Annotated in this window: 11 protein-coding genes and 3 pseudogenes; 9 read left to right on the top strand and 5 right to left on the bottom strand. The window is 68.9% G+C overall.

Translation table 11 applies throughout. From position 1 onward, the window contains the following. Positions 1–503: 503 nt before the first annotated feature. The 9 genes and pseudogenes from IPJ59_RS00140 to IPJ59_RS37390 all read left to right on the top strand — a co-directional run bounded on the left by IPJ59_RS00140 (position 504) and on the right by IPJ59_RS37390 (position 9,373). The gene (locus IPJ59_RS00140; protein WP_293269206.1) at positions 504–1,892 is read left to right on the top strand and encodes a tyrosine-type recombinase/integrase; all 1,389 of its coding nucleotides are present in this window, start codon (positions 504–506) and stop codon (positions 1,890–1,892) included. Positions 1,893–2,277: 385 nt separating this feature from the next. Then, positions 2,278–4,680, top strand: a pseudogene (locus tag IPJ59_RS00135) (RCC1 domain-containing protein); the annotation flags it as partial. Between the two features lie 44 nt (positions 4,681–4,724). After that, positions 4,725–4,832, top strand: a pseudogene (locus IPJ59_RS37400) (hypothetical protein); the annotation flags it as partial. Positions 4,833–4,980: 148 nt separating this feature from the next. Next, positions 4,981–5,043 (top strand): annotated as a pseudogene (locus IPJ59_RS37395) (hypothetical protein); the annotation flags it as partial. A 55-nt stretch (positions 5,044–5,098) separates the two neighbouring features. After that, positions 5,099–5,290, top strand: a complete 192-nt coding sequence (locus tag IPJ59_RS00130) for an RCC1 domain-containing protein (RefSeq protein WP_293269204.1) — start codon at positions 5,099–5,101, stop codon at positions 5,288–5,290. 41 nt (positions 5,291–5,331) lie between these two features. Continuing rightward, complete coding sequence (locus IPJ59_RS00125) at positions 5,332–5,637, top strand: hypothetical protein (protein ID WP_293269203.1); 306 nt, start codon at positions 5,332–5,334, stop codon at positions 5,635–5,637. Further along, on the top strand, positions 5,558–7,255 hold the full coding sequence (locus IPJ59_RS00120; RefSeq protein WP_293269202.1) for a DUF4215 domain-containing protein: 1,698 nt from the start codon (positions 5,558–5,560) through the stop codon (positions 7,253–7,255). Before IPJ59_RS00125 ends, IPJ59_RS00120 begins: the two co-directional genes overlap by 80 nt. Next, entirely contained in the window at positions 7,180–8,268 is a 1,089-nt protein-coding gene (locus IPJ59_RS00115) for an RCC1 domain-containing protein (protein ID WP_366524530.1), read from the top strand. The genes IPJ59_RS00120 and IPJ59_RS00115 overlap by 76 nt, the downstream gene beginning before the upstream one ends. A gap of 697 nt (positions 8,269–8,965) precedes the next feature. Beyond that, positions 8,966–9,373, top strand: coding sequence for an SET domain-containing protein (locus IPJ59_RS37390; RefSeq protein ID WP_366524511.1), 408 nt, complete (start codon positions 8,966–8,968; stop codon positions 9,371–9,373). A 727-nt stretch (positions 9,374–10,100) separates the two neighbouring features. Here the strand turns inward: IPJ59_RS37390 and IPJ59_RS00105 are convergent. From IPJ59_RS00105 to IPJ59_RS00085, 5 genes are read right to left on the bottom strand one after another with little or no spacing between them, the layout of a single operon-like run. Next, the gene (locus tag IPJ59_RS00105; protein ID WP_293269199.1) at positions 10,101–10,325 is read right to left on the bottom strand and encodes a hypothetical protein; all 225 of its coding nucleotides are present in this window, start codon (positions 10,323–10,325) and stop codon (positions 10,101–10,103) included. Beyond that, positions 10,322–10,699, bottom strand: a complete 378-nt coding sequence (locus tag IPJ59_RS00100) for a hypothetical protein (RefSeq protein ID WP_293269198.1) — start codon at positions 10,697–10,699, stop codon at positions 10,322–10,324. The genes IPJ59_RS00105 and IPJ59_RS00100 overlap by 4 nt, the downstream gene beginning before the upstream one ends. Before the next feature lie 4 nt (positions 10,700–10,703). Continuing rightward, on the bottom strand, positions 10,704–10,946 hold the full coding sequence (locus IPJ59_RS00095) for a hypothetical protein (protein ID WP_293269197.1): 243 nt from the start codon (positions 10,944–10,946) through the stop codon (positions 10,704–10,706). Further along, the gene (locus IPJ59_RS00090) at positions 10,940–11,638 is read right to left on the bottom strand and encodes a hypothetical protein (protein WP_293269196.1); all 699 of its coding nucleotides are present in this window, start codon (positions 11,636–11,638) and stop codon (positions 10,940–10,942) included. Before IPJ59_RS00090 ends, IPJ59_RS00095 begins: the two co-directional genes overlap by 7 nt. Then, positions 11,635–12,393 carry a DUF2589 domain-containing protein gene (locus IPJ59_RS00085; RefSeq protein ID WP_293269195.1) on the bottom strand — a complete coding sequence of 253 codons (759 nt, stop codon included), beginning with the start codon at positions 12,391–12,393 and terminating at the stop codon, positions 11,635–11,637. Before IPJ59_RS00085 ends, IPJ59_RS00090 begins: the two co-directional genes overlap by 4 nt. Positions 12,394–12,405 lie beyond the last annotated feature (12 nt).

Genomic DNA, 12,405 nt, shown 5'->3' with positions numbered 1-12,405 from the left:
CGGGCGCCGTGCACGCCGCTGCTGTTATCGCCGACGCACACCTTTCAGGTCCCGACGGTGGCCTCGCCGACGAAGTCGGTGACGCTGGTGCCGGGACCCTGAAAAATTCGCCTGGCAGCCGCAAATTTGCCAACCCCGTTGGCACTTCGCGGCCGAAATCCGTGACGCATCCGTGCCAGTACCCGTGCCAACTCCCGCGTACTCGGGCGTAATCCCGCGAGCAATCTGTAAAAATGAAAATGCCCCCTGACGGGGGCTAGGAGGCTCAAAGCAGCGTTTCTCGTTCTGTCTTGGGGGTAGGCTTCGGACCCGCGTGCTCTACGTCGGCAACAGCACCGACAACGGTGACTTCAACAGCGCCGACCTCGAGAAGGTCAGACTAGCTGCATAGAATAGCGCTGCGCGCTCCTATACGCGATAATGTGTCTTTTCGGACAGCCCGATTTTCGCCCTTGAGCTGGTTCGTTTTTGGTTCAATTTCGGAGGGTCTGGAGGGAGGCTCGATGCTCACTGCTGCACGTATCCGCGAGGCCAAACCGCGTTCCCAGAGGTACGAGATCGGCTGCGACGCCTTGCCCGGCTTCCTCGTCCGGGTGCTGCCCACGGGCAAGAAGGTGTTCTTCGTCCGCTACCGGGGCCCTGACGGCAAGGACCGCCGCGACCGCCTCGGACTCCTGGCCCCGGGCTTCGGCGTCGATGAGGCGCGCAGAGAAGCGCTCACGATCCTCGCCTACCGCGGCAAGGCGGCCGAGCTCGACCCGCCACTGGCCCCGCCGCCGCCCGTCAGCGCGCCCAGCCGAGCCCCCGAACGCGCCCCCTCGCCTCGGCAACGCGCCCCCTCGCCCGCACCCGAGCGCGCCCCAGCGCCTCGCCAGCGCGCCCTGCCACCCGCCGCCGACCGCCCTGCCCCGCTCTCCGTCGAGCCCGTCCGCGCGCCCGCCACGGGCCTGCCGCCCGTCGCCTCGCAGCCCCAAGCGCTGGCCTCCCTCACCCTCCGCGAGTTCGCCGAGCGCTTCATCGAGGACCACATCAAGCCCTACCTCAAGCCGGTCCCGGCTGGCCGCTATCAGTCGACCCTGCGTCGCATCATCTTGCCAGCGCTCGGCGACCGCCCGCTCGACGAGATCACGACCACCGAGATCCAGCGCCTGCACAACAGCCTGCGCGACACCCCCTGCGCCGCCAACCACGTCCGCTGCGTGCTCTGCTGCATGTACTCGAAGGCCGATCACTGGGGCCTGACCACGCGGCGAAACCCGGTGAAGAACGTCAGCCGCTTCCGCGAAAATTCGGTCGAGCGCTACCTCTCCGCCGACGAGCGCGAGCGCCTCGATCAAGTGCTCCGCCACGCCGCCACCGTCCGCCGCGGACGCACCGGCTACCTCGGTCAGGAGGCCGTCTGGGCGATCCGCCTGCTCGCCCTCACCGGCATGCGCAAGGACGAGATCCGCAACCTCACCTGGCCGCAGGTCGACTGGCAGCGCAGCATGCTGCGCCTCCCCGACTCCAAGACCGGCAAGCGCGACGTGGTCGTCTCGGACGAGGTCATGGACCTGCTGCGCACGATCGCCGCGGCCAAGAGCAACCCGCGCCAGGGCCTCGTCGTCTGCTCCCGCAATCATCGCAAGCTGCACAGCCTGGGCGGCACCTGGCTGGTCGTCCGCAGGCTCGCCGACCTCGGCGACATGCGCCTGCACGACCTCCGCCACTCCGTCGCCAGCGACGCGATCATGGACGGCGTCCCGCTCGAGATCGTCGGCAAGATGCTCGGCCACCGCAACTACACAACGACCCAGCGCTACGCCCATATCGCCGACACGGTCCTGCGCGACGCGGTCAACCGAGCGAGCAAGAAGATCGTCCGCGCCGCCGAGGACACGCCGCGAAAGTAGGACATTCCGCTCGACAGTCACGAGCGCGGCACCCCACCTACGCTGAGATGTCGGCGCACTACGGCGTCGCGGCGTGGCCAAGCGGCGCACGGCGTGTCGTCGGTGCCACGAACGCATGCCCACCGCAGGCCGCCGTCGCCCTCGAGCTCAAGGCCCCGGCGGGTGAAGTACGGGAACAGCACGCGTTGCGGCCCTGGCGAAAGCGCTGGGTCCTGAATGAGGGCGGTGCCGCCGCCGTGACGCGCGGAACCGCGGCGAACAATTCTTGTTAACGATCCGGGGCGAGCCCGGTCCTGTCTCAGATACGGGTGCGCCCCGCGTATCCGGCCCTCGGCCCGCGGTCCGCCGGCAGAGGCACTTCGCTGTCGCTACCGGACACGTAAGCATGACCAGGAACACTCGATACGGCCTCATTCTCGGCGCGATCGGACGAGCCCGGCTCACGGTCTTGCTGCTCGCGATGAGCGCGACGACCTGCTTCACGGGCGACGGGCTGGTCGACCAGCCGTGCCGGAGCGACGCCGACTGCAACCCCGCGACCGACCTTCTGGGAAAAACGCTGCAATGTGTGCACAACGTCTGTGGCTACAGCGCGCGCTGCGGCGACGGCATCGTCGACGAACTTGAGGAGTGCGACCTCGGCCCTGACAACCTCGAGAGCGACCGCGGGGCGCAGCCCGGCGAGTGCTCCGCGCTCGCGTGTCGTTATCTGCCCTACTGCGGCGATGGCGAGGTCCAGGCGCCCGAGGAGTGCGACGACGCCAATGCCATCGAGACCGACGACTGCCCGAGCAACTGCGAGCAGGCCCTGTGCGGCGACGGCTTCGTCGGCCCGGGCGAGGCCTGCGATGACGCCAACAAGTCCGACGACGACGCCTGCACCAACGATTGCGCGCTCCCCAGCTGCGGGGACGGCGAGGTCCAGGCGCCGGAGGAGTGCGACGACGGCAACCAGGACGACACCGACCTGTGCCTCAACACCTGCACGAGCGCCCGCTGCGGAGATGGTGTGGTGAACATCGGCGAGGCGTGCGACGACGCCAACGCGGACAACACCGATAACTGCGTCGCGGGTTGCATCAAGAAGGCGTGCGGCGACGGCTACATCGGTCCGGCCGAGGCCTGCGACGACGCGAACGACATCGAGGACGACGAATGCACCAGCGCGTGCCGGTTCCCGGGCTGCGGAGACGGGGTCAAGCAGGGCCTCGAGGAATGCGACGACGGCAACCTGGACGACGCCGACGGGTGCCTGCAGACCTGCCTGAAGGCGAAGTGCGGCGACGGGATCCTCCACGAGGGCGAGGCCTGCGACGACGGCAACACCGACGACCTCGACGATTGCACGAACAAGTGCGCGGCGTGGACGTGCGGCGACGGCTTCGTCCACGCGGGTGAGGCGTGCGACGACGGCAACAAGGTCGATGCGGACGCGTGCACGAACGTCTGCGCGCTCCAGAGCTGCGGCGACGGGATCAAGCAGGAGCAGGAGGAGTGCGACGACCTGAATGTCGACAACACCGACGACTGCCTGAACACCTGTGTGAAGGCGGAATGCGGTGATGGCCAGGTGTGGGCGCAGCTCGAGGATTGCGACGACGGCAACCAGGACAACGCCGACGCCTGCGTCCAGTGCAAGCCGGCCAAGTGCGGGGACGGGGCGGTCCAGACCGGCGTCGAGACCTGCGATGACGGCAACGCGGACGACAGCGACGCCTGCCTGCCCACCTGCAAGCCCGCGAAATGCGGCGACGGGGCGATCGAGGTCGGGGTCGAGGAGTGCGACGACAAGAACGGCGAGAATACCGACGATTGCGTGGCTTGCCAGGACGCTACCTGCGGCGACGGCGTGACCTGGCAGGGCCACGAGGCGTGCGATGACGGCAACCTGCAGCAGACCGACGGGTGCCTGAACAGCTGCGAGGAGGCCTCTTGCGGCGATGGCTTTGTCCGCGCCGGCGTGGAGGAGTGCGACGACGGCAACGACGTGGAGACCGACGGGTGCATCTCGAATTGCCAGGCCGCGACCTGCGGCGACGGGCACCTCTGGGCCGGACAGGAGGACTGTGATGATGGCAATGTCAGCGACGCGGATCCCTGCCTGAGCACCTGTGTGCTCAACGTCTGCGGCGACGGCTTCATCGACGCGACCTCGGAGGGCTGCGACGATCAGAACGCCGACAACAACGACGGCTGCGCCAACAATTGTAAGCTGGGGGCCGTGTCGATCGGATCGGGCGGGGACGCCCTGCATATGTGCGCAGTCCGGAGCGGCGCTGTTCGCTGCTGGGGCGAGAATGTGGCGGGCCAGCTGGGCTACGGAAATGCCGCGAGCCTCGGCGACGAGGCCAATGAGCTACCGGCGTCCGACATCGACTCCGGCCCCGGCCTGATCACCAAGGTGGTCGGCGCGCAGAGCTTCACCTGCACGCTGCTCGACACCCAGGCGGTCCGCTGCTGGGGTTCGAACACCACCGGCTTTCTGGGGTTCGGCGGCCTGAACAAGAACTACGGCGACGATCCCGGCGAGCTGCCGACGCCCACCGCCCTCGTCGGTGGGGCCGTCGCGGACATCGACGCCGGCTACGTACACGTCTGTGCGCGTCTCGTCAACGGCGCGGTCCGTTGTTGGGGGCAGAACCCTTTTGGTATCCTCGGCCAGCCGGGTCAACCCGGGGGGAAGACCCCGGCCAGCATGGGAGACATCGCTGTCGGCGGGCCCGTGAGCCAGATCGCCGCCGGTACCTATCACACCTGCGCGCTGCTGGTCGGCGGTGCGGTCCGGTGCTGGGGAGGAATGATGAGGGGCAGATCGGCTATCCAGGGGTTGACATGGTCGGCGACGACGAGACGCCGGCGTCCATGCCGCCCGTGGACATCGGCGGCGCCGCGGTGCAGGTGGACGCGGGGGGCGATTCCACGTGCGCGTTGCTCGACACCGGGAAGCTGCGCTGCTGGGGCTCTGGGACCTATGGGCAGCTGGGCTACAAGAACACCAACGACATCGGCGACAATGAGACCCCGGCCTCCGCGGGTGACGTGAAGATGCTGCAACCCGGCGACACGGTCATCAAGGTGGTCTCGCCACATCCATACCTGCGCATTGCTCGCGGGCAATCATGTGCGCTGCTGGGGCAATGGGAACTCTGGGCAGCTCGGGTACGGCAGCACGAGTTCGATCGGGATCGAACGTCACCCCGGCGCTCGTGAACGTCGGCGGTCCGGTCCTCGACCTCGTGCTCACCCAGTTCTCCACCTGCGCGCTGCTGGACGGCGGCGCGGTGCGTTGTTGGGGGAGGAACCTGTCCGGCCAGCTCGGCGTCAATCACACCGCATCCATCGGCGACGGCCCCGGCGAGATGCCGCCCGAGGACGCGATCCTCTACGCGAACCCGTGAGCGCACCGAGACCGCGGACGGAAGCAAGGAGCAGTGCACCCATGAACGTCCGCAATCGAGGCCCACGGTTCGCGCTGCTGCTGCTCGCGCTGACCGCGACGACCTGCTTCACCGGCGACGGCCTGGTCGACCAGCCGTGCCGGAGCGACGACGACTGCAACCCGCGGGCCGACGTCCTCGGGCAAACGCTCCGGTGTGTGCATAACGTCTGTGGATACAACGCGCGCTGTGGCGACGGGATCGTCGACGAGATCGAGGAGTGCGACCTTGGCCCCGACAACATCAAGAGCGACCGCGGGATGCAGTCTGGGGAGTGCTCCGCGATCGAGTGCCGCTACCTCCCCTAACTGCGAGCAGGCCCTGTGCGGCGACGGCTTCGTCGGTCCGGGCGAGGCCTGCGACGACGGCAACAAGTCCGACGACGACGCCTGCACCAACGCTTGTGCGTACCCGAGCTGCGGGGACGGCGAGGTCCAGGCGCCCGAGGAGTGCGACGACGGCAACGCCATCGACGATGACACCTGCCTCAATACCTGCCTCGACGCGGCGTGCGGCGACGGCGTCGTGTGGGGCTCCGAGGAGTGCGACGACGCCAACAAGGAGGACGGCGACACGTGCATCGATTGCAAGGCTCAGGAGTGCGGCGACGGTCACGTCGGCCCAGGCGAGGCCTGCGACGACGCCAACGACATCGAGGACGATGAATGCACCAGCGCCTGCCGGTTCCCGAGCTGCGGCGACGGCAACGTTCAGGCGCCCGAGGAGTGCGACGACGGCGACGCTGACGACACCGATGCGTGCCTTCAAACTTGCCTGAACGCAACATGCGGCGACGGCATCGTTCACGAGGGTGAGGCCTGCGACGACGGCAACGCCGACAACCACGACGCCTGCGTGGGCGCCTGCGAGCTCCCGAGTTGCGGCGACGGCTTCGTGGACGCCAACAAGGAGGCCTGCGACGACGGCAATAAGGTCGACGCCGACGCGTGTACCAACATCTGCGGGCTCCCGAGCTGCGGCGACGGGCTCAAGCAGGAGCTCGAGGCCTGCGACGACGGCAACGACGACGACACCGACGACTGCCTGGCGACCTGCGTAAAGGCCAATTGCGGCGACGGCCAGCTGTGGGCCCAGGTCGAAGATTGTGACGACGGCAACGCGGACAACACTGACGCCTGCGTGCAGTGCAAGCCGGCCAAGTGCGGGGACGGGGCGGTCCAGACCGGCGTCGAGACCTGCGATGACGGCAACGCGGACGACAGCGACGCCTGCCTGCCCACCTGCAAGCCCGCGAAGTGCGGCGACGGGGCGATCGAGGTCGGCGTCGAGGAGTGCGACGACAAGAACGGCGAGAACACCGACGATTGCGTCTCTTGCAAAGATGCCACATGCGGCGACGGCGTGACCTGGCAAAAGCACGAGGAGTGCGACGACGGTGACGACATCGACACCGACGCCTGCCTCTCGGACTGCACCCTGGCGGTCTGCGGCGACGGCAAGGTCCGCGCCGGCGTGGAGGCGTGCGACGACGGCAACTTCGTGGAGACCGACGGGTGCATCTCGAATTGCAAGGCCGCGACCTGCGGCGACGGGCACCTGTGGGCCGGACAGGAGGTCTGTGATGATGGCAATCTCAGCGACGCGGATCCCTGCCTGAGCACCTGTGTGCCGAACGTCTGCGGCGACGGCTTCGTCGACGCGACCAAGGAGGGCTGCGACGATCAGAACGCAAACAACAACGACGGCTGCGCCAACAATTGTAGGTTGGGGGCGGTCGCGCTGGGCGCGGGTGCCCCGAACGCCGACCACAGCTGTGTCGTCCGCGCGGGGCGGCCCGCTGCTGGGGCGACGGCTACTATGGCAAGCTCGGCTACGGCAACGAGGCCAACCTGGGCGATGAGCCGATCGATCTCCCGCTCGTCGATATCCTGGCGGGCGCGCCTGGCGAGATGGTCACCCGGGTGAGCCCCGGTGTGAATCACACCTGTGCCCTCTTCGACAACGGCAATGTGCGCTGCTGGGGCAACTCATTCTATTATCAGCTCGGGCTCGGGACGACGAGCCAGAACAACCTCGGCGACATTCCCGGCGAACTACCGACACCCCCGGCCACCCTCGGCGGGATCGCGGTGGACGTGCAGAGCGGTCACGACTTCTCCTGCGCCCTGATGGCCACCGGCGGGGTGCGCTGTTGGGGCCAGAACCATCACGGCCAGACCGGACACCCGGGCTACGCATATCTCGGCGATAATGAGACCGTCGCCAGCGCCGGCGACGTGTCCCTTGGCGCCAAGGCGCTCCAGATCTCGGTCGGCGGGTGGCACGCCTGTGCACTCCTCCTGGGCGGGTCTGTGCGGTGCTGGGGATACAACCAATACGGGCGGCTCGGCATCGTCAGCACCGCGGACCTCGGGGACGACGAGGTCCCGAGCAGCGTCCCGCCCGTGGACATCGGCGGGACTGCGGTCCAGGTCGCCGCGGGCAGGTACTCCACCTGCGCCCTCCTGGCGAGCGGCAAAGTGCGCTGTTGGGGCAATAACGAATATGGGCAACTCGGTTACCAGAACACCAAGGATATCGGCGACAATGAGACCCCGGCCTCCGCAGGTGACCTGAAGGTGCTCCAGCCGCAGGAGACCGTGCTCAAGGTCGTCCTCGGTGGCCTTCACGCGTGTGTCCTGATCGCAGGCGGCACGGTGCGCTGTTGGGGCAACGGGATCGACGGGGCGCTGGGCAACGGCAACGAGGGCTATGTTGGCGACGCGCCCGGAGAGACCGCGCCCCTCATCGCCACGGGCGCCGAGGTCCGGGAGCTCGTCCTCGGCAACTTTCGCACCTGCGTGCTGGTCGACGGCGGCGCCGTGCGCTGCTGGGGGACCGGGGGCCTCGGCCAGCACGGCACGGGATTCACCGCCGACATCGGCGACGCGCCGGGCGAGATGCCGCCCCAGGACGCGATCCTCTACGCGAACCCGTGAGTTCGATGTACTGGCAGTGCACCGCTCCGCGCTTGTGTGTCGTTATCTGCCGTACTGCGGCGCTCCGAGTCGCGCTCCAGCTTCACCAAACGGCCCGCGTCCGTCGACCATCGCCCCGCTGGTACTCGGCCTACCGCCTGAATTCCCGCCTGGAACTTTTTTGACTGCGAGCTTAACCGCACGACGACGCCGACGCGCCGCTCCGCGCCGTATCGGGGCGATGCCGCCCCGCGAGGACCACATGATGGCCGACGACTCTTCCTCGACGATGTGGCACAATCGTGGCACAGTTCTCTGGAGGCTCCGCGTATATGGTGGATGGCGTGATCGGTGGTTTGGGTGGAAACTTGATCGTCGAGCTCTACGGGTGCCTTCGGGCCATTCTCCCTGCTGACGCAGCCGTTGCGGGGCTTCACCTCGACTCTGGGTGTCGCGCTGATGCGAAAGGGTCCGCCTCTCCCTTTGTCCTCACCCGTCGAGGCAGACCGAGATCTGCTCGTCCCGGGCTCGGAGCTGCCCTACAGCCTGTATCCGGGGATCCACGCCAGGATGTGCGTGCTGGACCCGAGCGTCCGCCGCGCTCGGGGAGCTGCTCTTCGCGCCGTCGCCGTAGCCATTCGACCGCCGGTCCACCACGAATGCGGTCCGCACGAGGCGAGATCATGACCTCCCGTCCTTATTCCCTAGCCGCGTCGCCTTGCTGCCCGATCACAGCCGCGGGGTCTTAGCAACGGCAGATCTGGCGGCGGGTACGGTAGTCGGTCGTTTCGAGGGCCCGGTCGTCCCATGGAGCGAGGTTCCGCTTGCGGAGGTGTGCTACGTGATTCAGGTGAGAGACGATGGGTGGATGATCCCGCGTTCCAGCGCGCGCTTCATCAACCATTCCTGTGCACCCAACTGTGCCCTGGACACCACCTTCACGCTCCGAACGCTGCGCCCCGTCGCAACGGGCGAGCAGCTCACGTTCAGTTACGACGCCCTCACGATCGCGGAGTGGCGGCGCGCGCCCGAGTGCTATTTTTGGGACGAACGCTGGTCATTCGACTGCTACTGCGGCGCACCCAACTGTGTGCGCCGGGTTGACCGCTACCGGATCCGCCCCTGAGGCGCCGCACTGCGCGTTGATCACGAGTCCGACCGCCCCGGGCAGGCACGCTGCACGCGCGCGACTATCCGCCGGTGACGGCGCCGGGGCTGCCGGCGGTCTTGATCGCCTCGGAGTCGACGCGCACGAAGAAGTCGGCGGGCTGGGCCCCCTCGAGGATCGCCACGTTGCTCGGTGTCGGTCATGCGACTTTCTTCATCGAGACCAAATGAGTCCATTCACAACCTACGGTTGAGTCGGTCCTGTCGCCGCGGCGCATGAATCGCCATGACGCGAGGACGCGCCCAACGAACACTCGTAGACCGATGGAGGAGTACAATCATGGCAACAGACAAAACAGGTTCTCAGTCGCGCCCGGGCGGCACCGCGCCGCCGGCTGGTCCAAGCTCGGGCGGCACCCCGCCACCGGCCGGTCCAAGCCCGGCTGGTTCGCAGCCTGGCGCCGCCGACCCGAACACCTCGCCCTCGCCCACGCCTGGTCGGCCTAGCCCGAATCTTGGTCCAAGCTCGGGCGGCACCCCGCCACCGGCTGGTCCAAGGCCGGGCGGCGCCCCGCCACCGGCTGGTCTAGCTCGGGCGGCACCCCCCGGCCGGTCCAAGCCCGGCTGGTTCGCAGCCTGGCGCCGCCGACCTGAACGCCTCGCCCACGCCCACGCCTGGGTCGGCCCAAAAGCTAGCGCGCCTGCGACCGCGGTGACCGGTGCGCGCGCGACGGGCCGCGCCGCGGTCAGCCGCCCGGCGCGAGCACGCCGAGTTCGGGCTCGGCAAGGCGGGCGAGCACACGGTCGAGCAGGTACATTCGGTCCGGGGCGTGGAGCGCGGCGGCGAGGTAGACCGCGGTCGGGCGGGTCGCCTGGTGGGTTGCGAGGCGGTGCCACAGCCGTCCGAGCCAGCGCTCGCGCGGCTCGTCCGTCGGCGGCTCGACGAGGCCGACCAGCACCGCGGCGGTCATCGCCTCGGTGAGCTTGGTTTCGAAGTGACGGAGCCGGCCTCGGCGTCCGCGGCGGTCTGCTGAAGGACCGCGTTGGCCCGCTCGAGCGCATCGGCGGCCGCGACGGCGCGGGCGCGACGGACCGCGGTGCGGCGCGACGTGTGCTCTCCGTCGTCGGCCGCGGGGCGATCACCGGCCCGGGCGATCGCCCCGCGCAGGGCCGCGATCTCGGCGCCCTCGTGGACGCGCAGCCCGAGCAGGAGCTGCTCGCAGCCGCGGAGCCAGGCGATCGCGGCCTCGGGGAATTCTGGGTCGCCGCGCTCGTAGCGGTCGACCACGCTGCCGAGGCCACGCAGGCGCTCGCCGATGCCCTCGATGCGGGTGGCGAGCAGCATGATCTCACTCGGGCGTGAGGCGCCAGCGCGGCTTGCCGTCCGCGCCGCTGTCCTCGCTCCACTCGAGGCCCTCCTCGGTCAATGTCAGGCAGATGCGGGTGACGGCGCCGGGGCTGCCGGCGGTCTTGATCGCCTCGGAGTCGACGCGCACGAAGAAGTCGGCGGGCTGGGCCCCCTGCAGGATCGCCGCCTCCTCGGCGGCGGCGCGCACCGACTCGACGAGCTCGGTGATCGCGTCGGTCAGCATCGCCTCGGTGATCGCCTCGGCCTGCTGCGCGGAGGTCCACTTCGACGGCGCGTCGAGGTCCTCGGCGAAGGCCATCGGGCCGGCGCTCGTCGGCCGCGCGTGCGTCTGGCCCGCTCGGCGAGCAGTTGGGCGAGGTGGTCGCGCATCAGCCGCTCGACCGCGTTGCCGAGCTCGTCGCGGACGACCACGTCGGACAGCGCCACGCGGCCGGGGGCGGACTTCTCGAGCTCGCGCTCGAGGCTGCGCAGGAGCTGGCGGATCGCCTCATCGAGGCGGTCCTGGCCGTCCTTGCGGCGCAACTCCTCGATCAGGGCGGTCGACTGCTCGAGCACCGCGGGCTTCATCTTGTGGCGGTGGGCCTCGGCGTAACGGGCGAGGTCGTCGACGGCCGCGAGCGAGGGCGAGCGCACGGCGAGGGCGATCGTCTCGGGCCCCGCGGGCCGGGCCTTCTGGCTGGGGACCACGCCGTCGAGGAGGACCGGCAATTCGACGACGACCTTGCTGATGCGCAGCCGCGGGACGCTGAGGCCGCGCAGGTACTCGTGGCGGCGGTAGCGGCGGGCGATGCTCATCACCTCGGAGTCGGCGATGCCGCGGGCGTGCGCGACGCCAGCGACCAGGGCGCCGAGGACGTCGCTGAGGCGGGCACGGCCGAGGTCGTCGCCGTCCTCGCGGTCCTCCTCGCGGGTCACGGTCGGGCCTCGAAGGCGTCGCCGTCGGCGATCGTGAGGTCGAGCGGGGCGTCGATCGTGACGCGGCCCGTGTCGCGCTCGACCCGCGTGACCGTGTAGGTCGCGCCGGCGATCGTCATCTTCCACTGGGCGGTGACGCCGGACAGGTTGGACACGTTGAACGACGATCGGTCGTCGCCGATGCGGGAGATCGTGCCGGTGAGCGCCCGGACGCCGCCGCGGCGCTCCTCGACGGAGCTCTCGAGCGCGCTGAGCAGGCGCTCGGTGCCGGGCGGCATCTCGGCGCTGCGCAGGCGGACCAGGACACGCATATCGAACGAGCGCTGCTCCTTCTCCTGGCTGCTGGACTGCTTCTGGTACGACATCTTGGTCGAGACGCTGGCGCCCTTGAACCACGCGCCATCGATCCCGGCCCCCAGCTCGCCGCCGAAGCTCGACGACGAGGAGCTCTCGCGCGTCGACGTGATCTTGGCGTTGAACTCGATCTCCGCGTGCTCGATCGCCACGTAGGGGATCGGCAGCATGGTGATGAAGGGGACGCAGAGGCTGACCTCCTGCGCCCGCCCGTCCTCGCCGACGCGGTTGTAGCGAAACTCGCTGATCACGGCGCGGCCCTCCTTGTCGAAGGCGACCTCGCGGATGAAATTCGCGGTGGCGATCGCCGACTTCGCCTGGGCCTCGACGATCGCGTTCAACGGCGCGCCGATCAAGCTGGCAAAATCGAGGCTCGAGATCTCACGTCCATCGACTGACATTGATCACCTCCG

It is taken from the genome of Nannocystis sp., assembly GCF_016714285.1.
Lineage (GTDB): Bacteria > Myxococcota_A > Polyangia > Nannocystales > Nannocystaceae > Nannocystis.
Note: the sequence above shows the minus strand (reverse complement) of the source record. Positions and strands in the feature narration are given on the sequence as shown.

Excerpts from the sequence above, each read along its gene's own strand:
- IPJ59_RS00140 (WP_293269206.1), top strand. The coding sequence starts at position 504 with ATGCTCACTGCTGCACGTATCCGCGAGGCCAAACCGCGTTCCCAGAGG.
- IPJ59_RS00125 (WP_293269203.1), top strand. The coding sequence starts at position 5,332 with ATGAACGTCCGCAATCGAGGCCCACGGTTCGCGCTGCTGCTGCTCGCG.
- IPJ59_RS00085 (WP_293269195.1), bottom strand. The coding sequence starts at position 12,393 with ATGTCAGTCGATGGACGTGAGATCTCGAGCCTCGATTTTGCCAGCTTG.
- IPJ59_RS00095 (WP_293269197.1), bottom strand. The coding sequence starts at position 10,946 with ATGCTGACCGACGCGATCACCGAGCTCGTCGAGTCGGTGCGCGCCGCC.
- IPJ59_RS00100 (WP_293269198.1), bottom strand. The coding sequence starts at position 10,699 with ATGCTGCTCGCCACCCGCATCGAGGGCATCGGCGAGCGCCTGCGTGGC.
- IPJ59_RS00105 (WP_293269199.1), bottom strand. The coding sequence starts at position 10,325 with ATGACCGCCGCGGTGCTGGTCGGCCTCGTCGAGCCGCCGACGGACGAG.